Annotated in this window: 17 protein-coding genes; 3 read left to right on the top strand and 14 right to left on the bottom strand. The window is 70.6% G+C overall.

Features of this window, described 5'->3' with window-relative positions; translation table 11 throughout:
• Positions 1-27 precede the first annotated feature (27 nt).
• A complete protein-coding gene (locus ES689_RS04445) occupies positions 28-1,437 on the bottom strand; it encodes a replication-associated recombination protein A (RefSeq protein WP_146900689.1) in 1,410 nt (469 codons plus the stop codon).
• Positions 1,438-1,520: 83 nt separating this feature from the next.
• On the opposite strand from ES689_RS04445, the gene ES689_RS04440 reads away from it, so the two are divergent.
• The 3 genes from ES689_RS04440 (at position 1,521) to ES689_RS04430 (ending at position 4,270) form a co-directional block, all read left to right on the top strand.
• Positions 1,521-2,300, top strand: coding sequence for a peptidylprolyl isomerase (locus ES689_RS04440; protein WP_146900685.1), 780 nt, complete (start codon positions 1,521-1,523; stop codon positions 2,298-2,300).
• A gap of 90 nt (positions 2,301-2,390) precedes the next feature.
• Positions 2,391-3,623, top strand: coding sequence for a DUF349 domain-containing protein (locus ES689_RS04435; protein WP_191330176.1), 1,233 nt, complete (start codon positions 2,391-2,393; stop codon positions 3,621-3,623).
• Between the two features lie 92 nt (positions 3,624-3,715).
• On the top strand, positions 3,716-4,270 hold the full coding sequence (locus ES689_RS04430; protein WP_146900677.1) for a type IV toxin-antitoxin system AbiEi family antitoxin: 555 nt from the start codon (positions 3,716-3,718) through the stop codon (positions 4,268-4,270).
• A gap of 46 nt (positions 4,271-4,316) precedes the next feature.
• Here ES689_RS04430 and ES689_RS04425 read toward each other — a convergent pair whose 3' ends face one another.
• From ES689_RS04425 to thrS, 13 genes are all read right to left on the bottom strand, one after another.
• The gene (locus ES689_RS04425) at positions 4,317-6,599 is read right to left on the bottom strand and encodes a bifunctional (p)ppGpp synthetase/guanosine-3',5'-bis(diphosphate) 3'-pyrophosphohydrolase (protein ID WP_223269375.1); all 2,283 of its coding nucleotides are present in this window, start codon (positions 6,597-6,599) and stop codon (positions 4,317-4,319) included.
• 96 nt (positions 6,600-6,695) lie between these two features.
• Entirely contained in the window at positions 6,696-7,061 is a 366-nt protein-coding gene (locus ES689_RS04420; protein WP_223269374.1) for a rhodanese-like domain-containing protein, read from the bottom strand.
• Positions 7,058-8,071 carry a protein translocase subunit SecF gene (secF, locus tag ES689_RS04415; RefSeq protein WP_146900674.1) on the bottom strand — a complete coding sequence of 338 codons (1,014 nt, stop codon included), beginning with the start codon at positions 8,069-8,071 and terminating at the stop codon, positions 7,058-7,060. Before secF ends, ES689_RS04420 begins: the two co-directional genes overlap by 4 nt.
• Complete coding sequence (gene secD, locus ES689_RS04410; RefSeq protein WP_146900671.1) at positions 8,071-9,834, bottom strand: protein translocase subunit SecD; 1,764 nt, start codon at positions 9,832-9,834, stop codon at positions 8,071-8,073. Before secD ends, secF begins: the two co-directional genes overlap by 1 nt.
• A 93-nt stretch (positions 9,835-9,927) precedes the next feature.
• The gene (gene yajC / locus ES689_RS04405) at positions 9,928-10,362 is read right to left on the bottom strand and encodes a preprotein translocase subunit YajC (RefSeq protein ID WP_146900667.1); all 435 of its coding nucleotides are present in this window, start codon (positions 10,360-10,362) and stop codon (positions 9,928-9,930) included.
• 82 nt (positions 10,363-10,444) lie between these two features.
• Positions 10,445-11,470: a Holliday junction branch migration DNA helicase RuvB gene (ruvB, locus tag ES689_RS04400; RefSeq protein ID WP_146900664.1), complete on the bottom strand. Its 1,026-nt coding sequence runs from the start codon at positions 11,468-11,470 to the stop codon at positions 10,445-10,447.
• The gene (ruvA, locus tag ES689_RS04395; RefSeq protein ID WP_146900661.1) at positions 11,467-12,081 is read right to left on the bottom strand and encodes a Holliday junction branch migration protein RuvA; all 615 of its coding nucleotides are present in this window, start codon (positions 12,079-12,081) and stop codon (positions 11,467-11,469) included. The genes ruvB and ruvA overlap by 4 nt, the downstream gene beginning before the upstream one ends.
• Complete coding sequence (gene ruvC / locus ES689_RS04390) at positions 12,078-12,653, bottom strand: crossover junction endodeoxyribonuclease RuvC (protein ID WP_146900659.1); 576 nt, start codon at positions 12,651-12,653, stop codon at positions 12,078-12,080. Before ruvC ends, ruvA begins: the two co-directional genes overlap by 4 nt.
• Before the next feature lie 9 nt (positions 12,654-12,662).
• A complete protein-coding gene (locus ES689_RS04385; RefSeq protein WP_146900656.1) occupies positions 12,663-13,427 on the bottom strand; it encodes a YebC/PmpR family DNA-binding transcriptional regulator in 765 nt (254 codons plus the stop codon).
• 126 nt (positions 13,428-13,553) lie between these two features.
• On the bottom strand, positions 13,554-14,192 hold the full coding sequence (gene pdxT, locus ES689_RS04380) for a pyridoxal 5'-phosphate synthase glutaminase subunit PdxT (RefSeq protein WP_146900653.1): 639 nt from the start codon (positions 14,190-14,192) through the stop codon (positions 13,554-13,556).
• The gene (pdxS, locus tag ES689_RS04375) at positions 14,182-15,102 is read right to left on the bottom strand and encodes a pyridoxal 5'-phosphate synthase lyase subunit PdxS (protein ID WP_146900650.1); all 921 of its coding nucleotides are present in this window, start codon (positions 15,100-15,102) and stop codon (positions 14,182-14,184) included. Before pdxS ends, pdxT begins: the two co-directional genes overlap by 11 nt.
• Before the next feature lie 54 nt (positions 15,103-15,156).
• Positions 15,157-15,735 (bottom strand): HIT domain-containing protein, encoded by a 579-nt coding sequence (locus ES689_RS04370; RefSeq protein WP_223269373.1) that lies wholly within the window; start codon positions 15,733-15,735, stop codon positions 15,157-15,159.
• Between the two features lie 2 nt (positions 15,736-15,737).
• Complete coding sequence (thrS, locus tag ES689_RS04365) at positions 15,738-17,648, bottom strand: threonine--tRNA ligase (RefSeq protein WP_223269434.1); 1,911 nt, start codon at positions 17,646-17,648, stop codon at positions 15,738-15,740.
• Between the last annotated feature and the right edge of the window lies 1 nt (position 17,649).

Genomic DNA, 17,649 nt, shown 5'->3' with positions numbered 1-17,649 from the left:
GCGTGTCGAAGCAGGCCTGCCCCGGGCTCAGCCGCCGCGCGTGATCCGGCGCAGCTTCTCGAGCCGAGCGGCGACGTCGCGCTCGTTCCCGTTCGCCGTGGGGTCGTAGTACGTGCGCCCGACGAGCTCGTCGGGCAGGTACTGCTGCTCGACGACCCCGAACTCGGAGTCGTGCGAGTACTTGTAGCCCTTGCCGTGGCCGAGCCGCTTCGCCCCCGGGTAGTGGGCGTCCCGGAGGTGCTTCGGCACGGGACCGGCGGCGCCCGCGCGGACGTCGGCGATCGCCGCGTCGAGGGCGCTGTACGAGCGGTTCGACTTCGGGGCGGTGGCCAGGTAGACGACGGCCTCGGCCATCGGGATGCGCCCCTCGGGCATTCCGATCATCTGTACGGCGGTGGCCGCCGAGACGGCCACCGTGAGCGCGTTCGGGTCGGCCATGCCGATGTCCTCGCCGGCGGACACGATGATGCGCCGGCAGATGAAGCGCGGATCTTCGCCGGCCTCGATCATCCGGGCGAGGTAGTGCAGGGCCGCGTCGACGTCGGAGCCACGGACCGACTTGATGAACGCGCTGATGACGTCGTAGTGCTCGTCGCCGTTGCGGTCGTAGCGGAGGAGCGCGCGGTCGACGGACTGCGCCACCGTCTCGGCCGTGATGACCGGCCGGTCGTCGGCGTCGTCCGGGTCGTCGTACTCGGCGTCGGGGTCGTAGTCGGCGTCCGCGTCCGCGGACGGGTCGACAGGACGGGCTCCCCTCGCCTCCTCCGCAGTCGCGGCCGCGGAGTGGGCGGAGGCCTCGAGCGCGGTCAGCGCCCGCCGGGCGTCGCCGGAGGCCAGGCGGACGATCGTGGCCAGCGCCTCGTCGTCCAGGACGACCCGATCGGCCAGGCCGCGGGGGTCGACGACCGCCCGTCGGACGAGGTCGCCGAGGTCGTCGTCGCTCAGCTGCTCGAGCGTGAGCAGCAGCGACCGCGACAGGAGCGGCGTGATCACCGAGAACGACGGGTTCTCGGTCGTCGCGGCGATGAGGATCACCCAGCCGTTCTCGACGCCGGGCAGCAGCGCGTCCTGTTGGGCCTTCGTGAAGCGGTGGATCTCGTCGAGGAACAGGACCGTCGTCGTGCCGTAGAGGTCACGGTTCGTCAGCGCCTTCTCCATCACCTGCCGGACGTCCTTCACGCCGGCCGTCACCGCCGAGAGCTCGATGAACTGCCTCCCCGACGTGTGGGCGATCGCCTGCGCGAGCGTCGTCTTGCCCGTGCCGGGCGGCCCCCAGAGGATGACGGAGACGGCGCCCTGCTCACCGGTCGTGTCGCTTGCCAGGGTCACGAGCGGGGAGCCGGGTCGGAGGAGGTGTCGCTGGCCGGCGACCTCGTCGAGGCTGGTGGGGCGCATGCGGACCGCGAGTGGGGTCGAGCTCTGCGGGAGAGGGCTCATGGGTACCGATGGTAGACCGGGCCGCCGACGCCGGAGGGCACCTCGGATAAGGTCGTGCGGGACATCACCGGCATGGAGGACACGTGGCACCGAGCAGGAACCAGGACCGTGAGGCACGCGACCGGCTGAGGGCGTACACGGCCCGCCAGCAGGTGCACGAGACGCAGGTGCGCCGTCGCCGCCGGGACAACCTCCTCGCCGCCGTCGGCGTCGTGGTCGTGGTCGGGCTCGCGGTCGTGACCCAGGTCGTGTGGAACACGGACGGCAGCGGCGACGAGGCCACCGCCTCCGCCAGCCCGTCCCCGTCGGCGTCGGCCACCGGGGACGTCCCGAGCTCCGACATCGCCGAGGGGCGCACCTGGACGGGACAGCTCGACCTGAACGACGACGTCCAGCTCGGGATCGAGCTCGACGGGGCCGCCGCGCCCCAGGCCGCGTCGGTGATCATCGACCTCGCGCAGCAGGGCTTCTACACCGACACGACGTGCCACCGGATGAGCGACGCCGAGACGGCGAAGTTCATCCAGTGCGGCTCGGCGAACGGCGACGGCACGGGCGACGCGGGCTTCACGTTCGGGCCCCTCGAGAACGTGCCGTCCGACGGCCTGTACCCGACCGGCACCATCGCGATGGCGCGGGGCGGCGAGCCGGACTCGCAGTCGACCCAGTTCTTCGTCACCTATGGAGACACCTACCTCGACGCGTCGACGGGCGGCTACACCGTCGTCGGGCGGGTGACGAGCGGCCTCGACCAGCTCACGGCGAACGTCACGGACGCGGGCCTGACGCCTTCCACGGCCGAGTCGCCTAACGACGGCGCCCCGGTCGTCCCGACCACGATCACGTCCCTGACCCTGGAGTAGGCGGGCGTCCCTGCTCGTGCAATAGGCTGGGCACCCATCGCCGGGGCCCGTCCTGGGCTCCGCGACGAGCACCTCCAGCAAGGGATGACAGTGGCTACTGACGATCAGGCACCCTGGGGCCGCGTCGACGACGACGGAACCGTCTACGTGCGCGAGGGCGACGGCGAGAGGGCTGTGGGGCAGTACCCCGACGCCACGCCCGCCGAGGCCCTCGCCTACTACGAGCGCAAGTACACCGAGCTGAACGGGCAGGTCACGCTGCTCGAGCAACGGGTCAAGCGGGGCGCGTCCGCCTCCGACGTGACCAAGACCGTCGCGCACCTGAAGCAGCTGCTCGTCGAGCCGAGCGCCGTCGGCGACGTCGCCGCGCTCCGCACCCGCGTCGACGCCCTCGACAGCACGGTGGGCGAGCTCACCGAGAAGCAGAGCGCCGAGGCCCAGGAGGCTCTGGCCGAGGCCGTCGTGTACCGTACGTCCCTGGTCGTCGAGGCGGAGACGCTCGCGGCACAGGACCCTGCGCGCGTGCAGTGGAAGCAGGTCACCGCCTCCGTCGACGACATCTTCGCGCGGTGGCAGAAGCACCAGACCGAGGGCCCGCGGATTCCCAAGGGCGAGGGCAATGACCTGTGGAAGCGCTTCCGCGCCGCCCGGTCGACCATCGACCAGCACCGCAAGGCCTTCTACGCCGACCTCGACGCCACGCACCGCGAGGCGCGCCAGCGCAAGCAGGCGCTCGTCGAGTCGGCGGACGCCCTGGCGAGCAAGGGCGCCGACGGCATCCCCGAGTACCGGCGGCTGCTCGACGACTGGAAGCGCGCCGGCCGTGCGGGCAAGAAGTACGACGACGCGCTCTGGGCGCGCTTCAAGCGCGCCGGCGACGTGCTCTACGCCGCCAAGGGCGAGATCGTCGCACAGGACGACGCCGAGTACGCCGACAACCTGACGGCGAAGCTCGCCCTGCTCGACGACGCCGAGAAGATCCTCACGAACGGCGACCGCGTGTCGGCGCGCGAGGCCCTGACCACCATCCAGCTGCGCTGGGACGAGATCGGTCGCGTGCCGCGCGACCAGGTCCGCCCCGTCGAGGACCGCCTGCGCAAGGTCGAGTCGCACGTCCGCCAGCTGGACGAGACGCACTGGGAGAAGAACAACCCGGAGCGCAAGGCACGCTCCGAGGGCCTCGCGAGCCAGCTGCAGGACGCGATCACCAAGCTCGAGGACGAACTCGCCGCGGCCGAGGCTGGTGGCGACGCCCGCAAGGTGAAGGAGGCGCGCGAGGCTCTCGACGCGCGTCGCGTCTGGCTGGACGCGCTCGGGTCCTGACCCGCGCCTCCCCCGGCCCCGACCGCCCGTCGCTCTCCACAGGGGCCGGCGGGCGGTTCGTCATGGGGGCGACGGTCGGCCAGGCTGGGGACGTGTCCCCGACCCTGCCCCGACTCCTGACCCCGCGCGACCTCCCCGACGTCGAGCTCCAGGCCGCCGGGCTCGACGGCGACGTCTGCCGAGTGGCGGACAGCTGGGCGTCGGTCGCCGATCCCGACGACGCCTGGCTCAGGGCCGCCGCCCTGGCCGACTCCCTCGGCCCGGTCGTCGTGGCGGCACGAGGCACGGCCGCCTGGATCTGGGGCGCGCGAGCGGCGGCCCCTCGTCACCTGGAGGCGGTGGTGCCGTCGTGGGCGCGGCACCACGACGACCGGCCACGGATCACGGTCGGCGAAGTGCTGATCGACGACGACGAGATCACCCAGCTCGGTCGAGTGAGGGTGACGTCCCCGACGCGCACCGTCCTCGACCTCCTCCGCGCCGACGACTGGTCGAGCGACGCCGAGCGACTGGTGCGGACCCTGCTCACGGACCACGGCGTCGATCCGCGCCGGGTGACTGGCCTGGTCCGACGGCACGGCCGACTGCCGGGCCGCCGACGGGCGGCAGCGCGGCTGCGGACGCTCGTGGACCCCCTGCCCGTCTGACGCGCACCTACGGCCGTGGGCGCCCCGGGGACGGGGTCGACCCGGGTCAGCCTGCGCTGACCCGGTACACGTCGTAGACGGCGTCGATGCGACGGACGGCGTTGAGGACGCGGTCGAGGTGCGTGGTGTCGCCCATCTCGAAGACGAAGCGGCTGATCGCCAGCCGCTCGTCGGAGGTGGAGACGTTGGCCGAGAGGATGTTCACGTGGTGCTCGGACAGCACCCGGGTCACGTCCGAGAGCAGCCCTGCGCGGTCGAGCGCCTCGATCTGGATCTGGACGAGGAACACGCTCTTGGACGACGGGGCCCACTCGACCTCGATCATCCGCTCCGGCTCCTGCATCAGGCCCTGGACGTTGTGGCAGGTCGCCTGGTGCACGCTGACGCCCTGGCCGCGCGTGACGAAGCCGACGACCTGGTCGCCGGGGACGGGAGTGCAGCACTTGGCGAGCTTGACCAGGATGTCAGGGGCTCCCCGCACGAGCACGCCCGAGTCGCTGTTGCGGAGGGGACGCGAGACGCCCTTGCTCGGGAACTCGTACTCCCCCTCGACCTCGGTCTGCTGCTGGACCGAGGCCAGGACCTTCTCGATGACGGACTGGGTCGAGAGGTGGCCCTCGCCCACGGCGGCGTAGAGGCTCGAGACGTCGTCGTAGCGAAGCTGGGACGCCACCTCGGTGATGCTGTCCTGGTTCATCAACTTCTGCAGCGGCAGGTTCTGCTTGCGCATCGCGCGGGCGATGGCGTCCTTGCCCTGCTCGATCGCCTCGTCGCGTCGCTCCTTCGTGAACCACTGCCGGATCTTGTTCCGGGCACGCGGGCTCTTGACGAAGCCGAGCCAGTCCTGGCTGGGGCCGGAGTCCGGGTTCTTCGAGGTGAAGACCTCGACGACGTCGCCGCTGTTGAGCACGCTCTCGAGCGGGATGAGACGGCCGTTGACCTTGGCGCCCATCGTGCGGTGCCCGACCTCGGTGTGCACGGCGTAGGCGAAGTCGACGGGCGTCGCTCCCGAGGGGAGGCCGATGACCTTGCCCTGGGGCGTGAAGACGTACACCTCTTTCGCGCCGATCTCGAAGCGGAGGCTGTCGAGGAACTCCCCCGGGTCGGCGGTCTCCGCCTGCCAGTCGGAGATGTGCGCCAGCCACGCCATGTCGGTCTCGGTCCGGGCGCCGGTCGCCGTGTCGTCCCGACCGCCGTTCATCCTCTGCTTGTACTTCCAGTGCGCCGCCACGCCGAACTCGGCCCGCTGGTGCATCTCGTGCGTGCGGATCTGGATCTCGACCGGTCGCCCCTTGGGGCCGATCACCGTCGTGTGGAGCGACTGGTAGAGGTTGAACTTCGGGGTCGCGATGTAGTCCTTGAAACGGCCGGGGATGGGGTTCCACCGGGCGTGGATGGACCCGAGCACGGCATAGCAGTCACGCAGCGACGTGACGAGGACGCGGATGCCCACGAGGTCGTAGATCTCGTCGAACTCGCGCCCCCGCACGATCATCTTCTGGTAGATCGAGTAGTACTGCTTCGGCCGGCCGACCACCTCGCCGCGGATCTTCGTCGACTTGAGGTCGGACTTGACCGCGTTGATGACGTTCTGGACGAACTGCTCGCGCTGCGGGGTGCGCTGCTTGACGAGGTTGTCGATCTCGACGTAGAGCTTCGGGTGCAGGACGGCGAAGCTCAGGTCCTCCAGCTCCCACTTGATGGCCTGGATGCCCAGCCGGTGAGCCAGGGGGGCGTAGATCTCGAGCGTCTCGGTCGCCTTGCGCGTCGCCGACGACGACTCGACGAAGCCCCAGGTGCGCGCGTTGTGCAGCCGGTCGGCGAGCTTGATCACGAGCACCCTGATGTCTTTCGACATCGCGACGACCATCTTGCGGACGGTCTCGGCCTGGGCGCTGTCGCCGTACTTCAGCTTGTCGAGCTTCGTGACCCCGTCGACGAGCATGGCGATCTCGTCGCCGAAGTCGCGCTGCAGCATGTCGAGCGTGTAGTCGGTGTCCTCGACGGTGTCGTGCAGGAGCGCCGCGGCGATCGTCTTCGACCCGATGCCGAGGTCGGCGAGGATCTGGGCGACCGCCACGGGGTGCGTGATGTAGGGCTCGCCGCTCTTGCGGAGCTGGCCGCGGTGCGCTTTCTCGGCGACGGTGTAGGCGCGTTCGATCACGACGAGGTCGGCCTTGGGGTGGTGCATGCGGACCGTCTTGACGAGACGGTCGACGGCGCCGGCGGGCTGGCTGCGGGAGAACAGCCGCGGCAAGAGCGTGCGCAGGGAGGCTGTGCCGCCCTGCTCGGGGCCCGCGGGGGTCTCCCTCGTGGTGATCTCGGTCACGACCGCGCCTCCTCGTCGTCGCTCGCGCACGATGACGCGCCTCCGGGAACGGGCGCCTGGTCGTGCACGAGTCGGGACAACGCTACTCGCTCCCGGTCAGCCGACCGTCGGGCGGCCGTCGCCCTCGCTGACGACGTCGCCGTCAGCGTCTCGCCAGGCGAGCATGCCGCCCTCGACGTTGACGGCACGGAGGCCGGAGCGGAGGAGCGCGGCGGTGGCTCGCATCGAGCGCATCCCGGAGTGGCACACGACGAGGACGTCGCGGTCTGCGGGGACCTCGTCGACCCTGTCGGCCAGCTCGGAGAGGGGCACGAGCACGGCCTGGGGCGCGTGGCCCTCGTCCCACTCCGACTGCTCTCGCACGTCGAGCAGGTAGGCGCCGTCGCCCACCAGGGCCACCGCCTCCTGCGCGGTCACCTCGGGCATCGAGGAGGTGGGACCTCCGCCCAGGGGCACGCTCACGACGCGATCACCGAGGCCGCGGCGGCGTCCGCGTCGCGGGCACGGTCGGCTCGCTTGCGGTCGTCGCGCTTCTTGATGTCGGGTTCGCCGATCCGGAGCGTCGCGTAGAGCGGGGAGGCGATGAAGATCGTCGAGTAGGTGCCCACCAGGATGCCGATGAAGAGGGCGAGCGAGATGTCACGGAGCGTGCCGGCACCGAGGACGAACGCGCCGATGAAGAGGATCGCGGCGACGGGCAGCAGGGCGACGACCGAGGTGTTGATCGACCGGACCAGCGTCTGGTTGATCGCGAGGTTGATCGACTGGCCGAAGGTGCGCCTCGAGCCCTCGCCGTCCTCTGCCGTGTTCTCTCGGATCTTGTCGAAGACCACCACGGTGTCGTAGAGCGAGTACCCGAGGATCGTGAGGAACCCGATGACGGCCGCAGGAGTGACCTCGAACCCGACGATGCCGTAGATGCCCGCCGTCAGCACGAGGTCGTGCAGCAGGGCCGTCATGGCGGCGAGGGACATCTTCCACGTGCGGAAGTACAGGGTCATGCCGATCGCGGCGAGGATGAGGAAGATCACGAGGCCCTTGATGGCCTGGCCCGTGATGTCCGCACCCCAGGAGGCGCCGATGAACGAGGAGGTGACCCGCTCGGCAGGCACGTCGTAGGCCGTCGCGAGGGCATCGGCCACGTCGTTGGTCTGGGTCGCCTCGAGCTGTGAGGTCTGCACGCGGATGGTGTCGTTGCCGACCTGCGTGACGCGGGGGTTCGAGCCAGGGGCGACCTCGTCGACCGTCTGAGTCGCGACGTCCTGGTCGAGCTCGGCGGGCTGGGCCACCTGGAACTCGGAGCCGCCGGTGAACTCGATGCCGAAGTGGTAACCGCCTCGGAGGAACGGCACCGTCGCACAGATCACGATGACGACCGCGGCGATGATGTACCACGTGCGCCGACGACCCACGATGTCGTAGGAACGCGCCCCGGTGTAGAGGTCGTTGCCGAACTTGGAGAAGCTGGCCATCAGCTGTCCTTCCCTTCATCGCGCGCAGAGTCGTCGACTCGGGTGCTGGTGCTCTCCGCCGCCTTGCGTTCGGCGATGGTCTGGCGCTTCGCGGCCTCGCGGCCTCCGGCGCCCTTGCGGGCCCCGGCGGGGACGGGGGTGCGGAACTGCGCCCGGCCGCGGTAGACGGCGCCGAGCGCCTTCGGGTTCAGCCCGCTGAACGAGTGCCCCTCGCCGAAGAAGCGCGTCCTGGCGATGAGCTGCAGCATCGGGTGGGTGAACAGGGCCACGACGATCAGGTCGATCACCGTGGTGATGCCGAGCGTCAGCGCGAAGCCCTTGACGTTGCCCACCGCGAGGATGAACAGCGTGATGGCCGCGAGGAAGTTGACCGTGTCGGAGGCGACGATCGTGCGGATCGCGCGCTTCCAGCCGGACTCGACGGCGCTCTCGAGGATGCGGCCGTCTCGCAGCTCGTCGCGGATGCGCTCGAAGTAGACGATGAAGGAGTCGGCCGTGATGCCGATGGCCACGATCAACCCCGTCACGCCCGCCAACGACAGGCGGTAGCCCTCACGCCAGGACAGGATCGCGATCACCAGGTACGTGAGCAGGGCGGCGATCATGAGCGACAGGACGGTGACGAAGGCGAGCGCGCGGTACTGGACCAGGGAGTAGATCACCACGAGGATCAGGCCGATGAGACCCGCGATCAGACCGCTCACCAGCTGGGTCTGGCCCAGGGTCGCGGTGATGTTCTCGTTGCTCTGCACGGAGAAGCTGATGGGCAGGGCGCCGAACTTGAGCTGATCCGCCAGGGTCTTCGACGTCTCCTGCGTGAACGAGCCCGTGATCTGGGCGTTGCCGTCGGTGATGGCGGCGTTGGCGGACGGTGCGGTGATGACCTGGTTGTCGAGGGTCACCGCGAACTGGTTCTGCGGGGCCTGCAGCGCGACGAGGCGCGAGGTCACGTCTCGGAACTGGTCGGTTCCCTCGCCGTCGAACTCGAGGTTGACCGCCCAGGTGTTCGTCGAGTTGCCCTGGGAGTCGGTGGCGAGGCCGTTCGTGGCGTCGCTGATCTCGCTGCCCTGGACCTCGACGGGGCCGAGGATGAACTTCGCCGTGCCGTCGGTCGAGCAGGTGACCAGCGGCTCGTCGTCCCGCGCGGTCGACAGGTCGTTGTCGGCCGCGCACTGGTAGTTGGTGTACTCGTCAGCGAGCTGCTCCGTGATCCAGTTGAGGTCGGAGGCGTTGGTCGGCGAGGCCGTCGGCGTCGAGTTCAGGTCGGGGTTCGGCGTGTAGGGCGTCGCGGACGGGCTGGCGGTGGCGTCGGCGTCGTCGCCGCCGACCGCGGCGTTGCTCACGGCCTCGGTGTAGAGGACGGGGCGGAAGGTGAGCCGCGCCGAGGCCTCGATGCGCTCGAGCGTCTCGTTGTCGGGCCGACCGGGGATCGACACGACGATGTTCTGGGCGCCCTGGCGGGTGATCTCCGACTCGGAGACGCCGGCGCTGTCGATGCGCTGACGGATGATCGTCACGGCCTGGTCGAGCTGCTGGCTGGACACGGACTGGCCGTTGTCGAGCTGCGCGGCGAGGGTGATCTGCGTGCCGCCCTGCAGGTCGAGCGCCAGCTCGGGGACCCAGCTCGCGCCGTCCCACCAGCCGTCACGACCCGAGTCGTTGAGGGCGGTGGCGGTGCCGTTCAGCGCGGCGAGGCCGGCGATGATGACGAGCAACCACGTCAGGGAACGAATTGCCTTCTTGACCGGCGTCGAACGTGCCACGGAGGTTCTGCTTTCTCATGGGAGCGCGCGCCCCGAGGGGCGCGCGCCGTCGTCTGGGCCGGGGCTCACGAGTTGGCCCCGGCTGTCGGCGGGTCAGGCCTTGTTCGGCTTGTCCGTGTCGGTGGTGGAGTCGAGGCGCGTCTCGTCGACTCGCTCGCCGTAGGCGGGCGACGTGCGGTCGGCGGTCGTGGTGTCGTCGGCGATCAGGTCGTCGGCCGGGCGGGCGTCGAGCTCGTCGGCCTCGGAGACCACGTCGTCGTCGGCGACGACGGGCTCGACGACGCGGCCCAGGGTCTGGCGGTGCACGCGCAGGACGGTGCCGGGCGAGACCTCGACCTCGGCGATGTTCGCCTCGTCGTCGATGGAGACGAGCGTGCCGTAGACGCCGAAGCTCAGCATGACCTCGACGCCGGGGACCATCTTGGACTGCAGGGTCGCCTGCTGGGCGTCGCGCTTGCGCTTGTTGCGGAACATGAAGAAGACGAGGACCACCAGGAGGAGGACCATGATGACTGTTGTGGCGTCCATGAGGAACTGCCTTTCGAAGCTCGTGGGGATGGGCGGCGCGGGCGGTGGTGAGGGCGCCTCGCGCCGACAGGCCTAGCGGCGATCATAGTTCATCGCCGAACAGCGCCCCTGACGGGTGCGGCAGGCCGAAGTGCCGCCAGGCCTCCGGCGTCGCCACTCGACCTCGGGGCGTTCGGATCAGCAGGCCGATGCGCACGAGGAACGGCTCGACGACGGCCTCGATCGTGTCCGCCTCTTCTCCGACCGACACGGCGAGCGTGCCGAGCCCGACGGGGCCGCCGCCGAACCTCTTCAGCACGGTCGACAGGACCTCGCGGTCGAGCCGGTCGAGGCCGAGGTCGTCGACGTCGTACAGGGACAGGGCGTCACGGACGGTGGCGAGGTCGGCATCGCGTCCGTGGACCAGCGAGTAGTCACGGACGCGACGGAGGAGGCGGTTCGCGATGCGCGGCGTGCCGCGGCAACGACCGGCGATCTCGGCGAGGGCGTCGCCGTCCACGGGGATGCCGAGCAGGGACGCGGCTCGGCGCAGCACCTCCGTGAGCTCGGCCTGGTCGTAGAACTCGAGGTTCGCGGTGAAGCCGAATCGGTCGCGGAGGGGGTTCGGCAGCATGCCGCTGCGCGTCGTGGCGCCGACGAGCGTGAAGGGCGAGAGCTCGAGCGGGATGCTGGTCGCCCCGGCGCCCTTGCCCACCATGACGTCGATCCGGTAGTCCTCCATGGCGAGGTACAACATCTCTTCGGCAGAGCGCGCCATGCGGTGGATCTCGTCGATGAAGAGCACCTCGCCGGGCACGAGGGCCGAGAGCACGGCGGCGAGGTCGCCCGCGTGCTGGATCGCCGGCCCGGACGACATCCGGAGCGGGCGCCCGCTCTCGTGCGCGACGATCATCGCGAGGGTGGTCTTGCCGAGGCCGGGAGGGCCGGCCATGAGGATGTGGTCGGGGGTCCGCCCCTGCATCGACGCCGCCTTGAGCAGCAGCTCGAGCTGGCCCCGCACCTTCTTCTGGCCGACGAACTCGTCGAGGGAGGTGGGCCGGAGCGCGCCCTCGAAGGCGAGCTCGGCCTCGGACTCGACCACGGGCCGCGTGAGGTCGGCGTCGGTCACGCGCGCGAGCCCAGCGACTTCTGCGGACCGAGGTGGCCGAGGGCGGCGCGCAGCAGCGAGGGCACGGAGACGGCGACGTCGGGTCCGCGATCGGCGACGACCGAGTCGACCGCGGCCTGCGCCTCCCGCTCGGACCAGCCGAGCCCGACGAGGGCGGTCAGGACGTCGGCGGAGGTCGAGGAGGCGGCGGTGACGGTGGGCGCGGCGGCCCGGACGTCGAGCTTGCCCGTCAACGAGAGGACGATCAGCTTCGCGGTCTTGGGCCCGATGCCGGACACGCGTCGGAACGGCGCGTCGTCGTCGTCCGCGACGGCGTGCGCGACCTGCGACGGGCTGAGCGTGGCGAGCACGCCCTGCGCCGACTTCGGGCCGACTCCGGTGACGCTCCGCAGCAGGTCGAAGACCTCGAGTTCTTCGAGCTCGGCGAAGCCGAAGAGGGAGAGGTCGTCTTCTCGGACGATCAGCGTCGTGAACAGCTGGAGCGTCGTGCCGACCGCGGCGGTCAGGGCGAGCTGAGGCGTGACGCCGACCCGCAGGCCCACTCCCCCGACCTCGACGACGACGCTGGTGCCGGAGGCGGACAGCACGGTGCCGCGGACGCTCGAGATCATCTGCCCAGCCTAGGAGTCCGTGCCGACTTCTCCGCCTCGCGCCACGCCTTCTGCGCGGCCGTGAGGCCTGCGCCGGCGGGCGCCGACGGCACGCCGCCACGACGCCAGGCGTGGCAGATCGCCAGCGCGAGCGCATCGGCCGCGTCGGCGGGCTTCGGCGCCTCGGCGAGGCCGAGCAGGCGGGCGACCATCGCGCCCACCTGGGCCTTGTCGGCCGAGCCGTAGCCGGTCACCGCCGCCTTGACCTCGGACGGCGTGTGCATGGCGACGGGCACCGAGCGCTCGGCAGCGGCGCGCAGCGCCAGGCCGCTCACCTGGGCGGTGCCCATCACGGTCGACAGGTTGTTCTGCGCGAAGACGCGCTCGATCGCCATGGCGTCGGGCCGGTGCTCGTCGACGAGCTGCTCGATGCCCCGGCCGATGGTGAGGAGGCGCTGCTCGAGCGGCATGTCGGCCGGCGACCGGATCACGGTCACGGCCACGAGGGTGGCCCGGCGGGTCGCGTCGACCTCGACGACCCCGACCCCGCAGCGGGTCAGGCCGGGGTCGATGCCGAGCACCCGCAGGGTCACCTCGGCGGCTCAGTCGTCGTCGTCGTCGAGCGCGGCCTGCACGTCGGCGGGGACGTCGTAGTTGGCGTAGACGTTCTGGACGTCGTCGTCGTCGTCGAGCGCGTCGACGAGACGGAACACCTTGCGGGCGGTCTCGAGGTCGACCTCGATCTTGAGGCCGGGAACGAACTCGACGTCGGCGGAGTCGTAGTCGATCCCTGCCTCTTGCAGGGCCGTGCGGGCCGGGACGAGGTCGGACGGCTCCGTCACGATCTCGAAGCCCTCGCCACGGTCGGTGACCTCTTCGGCCCCGGCGTCGAGCACGGCCGCGAGGACGTCGTCCTCGCTGAGGCCGTCGGTCTTCATGACGGCGATGACGCCCTTGCGGCTGAAGTTGTAGGCGACGCTGCCCGGGTCGGCCATCGTGCCGCCGTTGCGCGACATCACCGTGCGGACGTTGGCCGCCGCGCGGTTCTTGTTGTCGGTGAGGCACTCGATCAGCAGGGCCACGCCGTTCGGGCCGTAGCCCTCGTAGACGATGGTCTGGTAGTCGACGGACTCGCCGCTGAGGCCCGCCCCGCGCTTGACGGCGCGGTCGATGTTGTCGTTGGGGACCGAGGTCTTCTTGGCCTTCTGGACGGCGTCGACCAGCGTCGGGTTGCCGGACATGTCGGCCCCGCCCTGCTTGGCCGCGACCTCGATGTTCTTGATGAGCTTGGCGAACGACTTGGCGCGACGGCTGTCGATGACGGCCTTCTTGTGCTTGGTCGTGGCCCACTTGGAATGCCCGGACACGGTGCTCCTCACTTCCGGTTGACGATCCGGACCATCCTACCGGCAGGCCCGCCGCCGAGGAGGCAGCGACGGCTCCGGGTCAGGGCCGGGGCCGGGGCCGGGGCGGAGCCGGGACCAGGAGGTGCGTCAGCGCGAGGACCAGGCGCGCGCCTTGTCGAGGAACCGGGCGTGGAACCGGAGCTCGCCGCTCACCTCGGGGTGGAACGAGGTGCCGAGCAGGTTGCCCTGCTCGACGGCGACCACGCGACCGTCGTCGAGCACGCCGATCGCGGTGGCGAGGGGGCCCACCTCAGCCACCACGGGCGCCCGGATGAAGACGGCGTGCACGGGCGGATCGCCGACCACGGGCACGGAGAGGTCGGTCTCGAACGACTCGTTCTGACCGCCGAAGGCGTTGCGGCGAACGGCGACGTCGAGCCCGCCGATCGTGCGCTGCCCCGTCGTGTGCTGGCTCGCCGGCCCGCCCACGACCCGGTCGGCCAGCATGATCAGCCCGGCGCAGGTGCCGTAGACGGGCAGGCCCGCGTCGACGGCCGCACGCAACGGCTCGGCCATGCCGAAGGTGCGGCTCAGCTTGTCCATCACGGTCGACTCCCCGCCGGGGATGACGAGGCCGGACACGCCCGCGAGCTCGTCGGGCCGGCGCACGGGCACGGCGGTCGCTCCGAGGGCGGTCAGCACCGCGATGTGCTCACGGAAGTCGCCCTGGAGGGCGAGGACCCCGACCCGCGGGGCCGCCGCCTCCTCGTGTCGGCTACCAGCCACGCTCGGCGAGGCGGTGCGGCGCGGGCAGGTCGGGCACGTTGATGCCGACCATGGCCTCGCCGAGGCCGCGCGAGGCGTCGGCGACGACCTGCGGGTCGTCGAAGAACGTCGTGGCCTTGACGATGGCGGCGGCGCGCTCGGCCGGGTTTCCCGACTTGAAGATGCCGGAGCCCACGAAGACGCCGTCAGCGCCCAGCTGCATCATCAGCGCCGCGTCGGCGGGCGTCGCGACGCCGCCGGCGGTGAAGAGGACGACGGGGAGCTTGCCAGTCTCGGCGATCTCCTTCACCAGCTCGTACGGCGCCTGCAGCTCTTTCGCCGCCACGTACAGCTCGTCGGTCTTGAGGCCCTGCAGCTGCGCGATCTCTTTCGAGATGGTGCGGATGTGCTTGGTCGCCTCGGACACGTCGCCGGTGCCGGCCTCGCCCTTGGAGCGGATCATCGCGGCGCCCTCGGTGATGCGGCGGAGCGCCTCGCCGAGGTTCGTGGCACCACAGACGAACGGGGTCGTGAAGTTCCACTTGTCGATGTGGTTGACGTAGTCGGCGGGGCTCAGCACCTCGGACTCGTCGATGTAGTCGACGCCGAGCGTCTGGAGGATCTGCGCCTCGACGAAGTGGCCGATGCGCGCCTTCGCCATGACGGGGATCGAGACGGCGGCGATGATCTCGTCGATCATGTCGGGGTCGCTCATGCGGGCGACGCCGCCCTGCGAGCGGATGTCGGCGGGCACGCGCTCGAGGGCCATGACGGCCACGGCCCCCGCGTCCTCGGCGATCTTGGCCTGCTCGACGTTCACGACGTCCATGATGACGCCGCCCTTGAGCATCTCGGCGAGACCGCGCTTGACGCGGTCCGATCCGGTCGTGCTGCCGGCGGACGGGACGGAGGTGGGGGTGCTGTCGCTCATGATGCCCTCAGTTTAGGCGCTGGCCGGGGGCGTGCGTCGCCGATGTGCCGCGGGTCACCGAGTGGCCTGGTCCTGCCCGGCAGGCCAGGCGGCCGCCAGCGCCTCGCGGACGTCGCCGAGCAGCTGCGTGACGGCCTTCGTCTGCGCGATGATCGGGAAGAAGTTCGAGTCGCCGCCGTAGCGCGGCACCACGTGCTGGTGCAGGTGCTCGGCGATGCCGGCACCGCCGACGGACCCTTGGTTCATGCCCATGTTGAAGCCCTGGGCGTGCGAGACCTCGCGGACCACACGCATGGCGGTCTGGGTCAGGGCGCCGATCTCGGCGACCTCGTCGGGCGTCGCCAGGTCGTAGGTCGAGATGTGCCGGTAGGGGCAGACCAGCAGGTGGCCGGGGTTGTACGGGTAGAGGTTCAGCAGCACGAACGCGTGCTGCCCCCGGGCGACGATCAGCGCGTCGTCGTCGCTCCGTGAGGGGGCGGCGCAGAACGGGCAGGCGTCGTCGTGGGCGCCCTGGCCGCGGCTGACGTACACGGCACGGTGCGGGGTCCAGAGGCGCTGGAACGCGTCGGGCGCCGACGCGAAGCCGTCCGCCGACTCGACGTGGGCGGACGTCTCGTCGGCACCCTCCCCCACGGTCAGACCTGGGCCTTCGTCTCGATCGCCTCGAGGATCTTCGCCACGGCGTCGGCGACGGGCACGCCGTTCTCCTGCGAGCCGTCGCGGTAGCGGAAGCTGACGGCGCCGGCGACGCGGTCCTCCTCGCCCGCGATGAGCTGGAAGGGCACCCTCGACTTCGTGTGAGTGCGGATCTTCTTCGGGAACCGGTCGTCGCCGTGGTCGACCTGCGCGCGGACCCCCTTCTCGCGCAGCTGGCGGACGACGTCGTCGAGGTAGTCGCCGTACTCGTCGGCCACGGGGATCGCCACGACCTGGACCGGGGACAGCCACACGGGGAAGGCCCCGGCGTAGTGCTCGGTGAGGACGCCGAAGAAGCGCTCGATGGTGCCGAACAGCGCACGGTGGATCATGACCGGACGCTGCCGTGTGCCGTCCGCGGCCGCGTACTCGAGCTCGAAGCGCTCGGGCAGGTTGAAGTCGAGCTGGACGGTCGACATCTGCCAGGTGCGGCCGATGGCGTCGCGGGCCTGCACCGAGATCTTGGGGCCGTAGAACGCGGCTCCCCCCGGGTCGGGGACGAGCTCGAGGCCGGACTCCTCGGCGACCTCGCGGAGGGTCTGCGTCGCGGTGTCCCAGATGTCGTCGTCGCCGACGTACTTGACCGGGTCCTTCGTCGAGAGCTCGAGGTAGAAGTCGGTCAGGCCGTAGTCACGGAGCAGGGACAGGACGAAGTTCAGGGTGCCGGTCAGCTCCTCCTTCATCTTTTCGCGCGTGGTGAAGATGTGCGCGTCGTCCTGGGTCATGCCCCGCACGCGGGTCAGGCCGTGGATGACGCCCGACTTCTCGTTGCGGTACACGGTGCCGAACTCGAAGAGGCGCATCGGCAGGTCGCGGTACGACCGCGGCTGCGAGCGGTACGCGAGGATGTGCATCGGGCAGTTCATCGGCTTGAGGTAGTAGTCGGCGCCCTGGCGGGTGACCTCGCCCTCGTCGTTCCTGGCCTCGTCGAGCTTCATGGCCGGGAACATGCCGTCCTTGTACCAGCCGAGGTGGCCCGAGGTCTCGAACAGGCTCGCCTTGGTGATGTGCGGCGTGTACACGAAGTCGTAGCCGGCTGCCTCGTGGCGTCGGCGCGAGTAGTCCTCCATCTCGCGACGGATGATGCCGCCCTTCGGGTGGAAGATCGCGAGGCCCGAGCCGATCTCGTCCGGGAACGAGAAGAGGTCGAGCTCGACGCCGAGCTTGCGGTGGTCGCGCTTCGCCGCCTCCTCGAGCCGGGCCTGGTACTCGCGCAGTTCGTCCTTCGTGGGCCAGGCGGTGCCGTAGATGCGCTGCAGCTGCGGGTTCTTCTCCGAGCCGCGCCAGTAGGCGGCGGCGACGCGCATCAGCTTCGTGGCGTTGCCGAGGACCCGGGTGCTCGGCACGTGGGGGCCGCGGCAGAGGTCGGACCAGAGCACGTCGCCGGACTTCGGGTCGACGTTGTCGTAGATGGTCAGCTCGGCGCCGCCGACCTCGATCGACTCGCCGTCGTCGCCGATCTCGTCGGCCGAGCCGCCCTTGAGGCCGATCAGCTCGAGCTTGAAGGGCTCGCCGGCGAGCTCGGCGCGGGCCTCGGCCTCGGTGACGACGCGACGGCGGAATCGCTGGCCCTGACGGATGATCCGCTCCATGCCCTTCTCGATCGCCTTGAGGTCGTCGGGGGTGAAGGGCTCGGCGACGTCGAAGTCGTAGTAGAAGCCGTCGGTGACGGGCGGGCCGATGCCGAGCTTCGCCTCCGGGTTGATGCCCTGCACGGCCTGCGCCATGACGTGCGCGGCCGAGTGGCGGAGCACGGCCAGGCCGTCGGGCGAGCCGACGGTGACGGCTTCGGCGACGTCGCCCGCGTGCAGCTCGGACGCGAGGTCGCGGAGCTCGCCGCCGACGCGCATC

Origin of the sequence: Frigoribacterium sp. ACAM 257 (genome assembly GCF_007954365.1) — a bacterium.
GTDB lineage: Bacteria > Actinomycetota > Actinomycetes > Actinomycetales > Microbacteriaceae > Frigoribacterium.
This window is presented reverse-complemented; position numbering and strand designations above follow the sequence as displayed.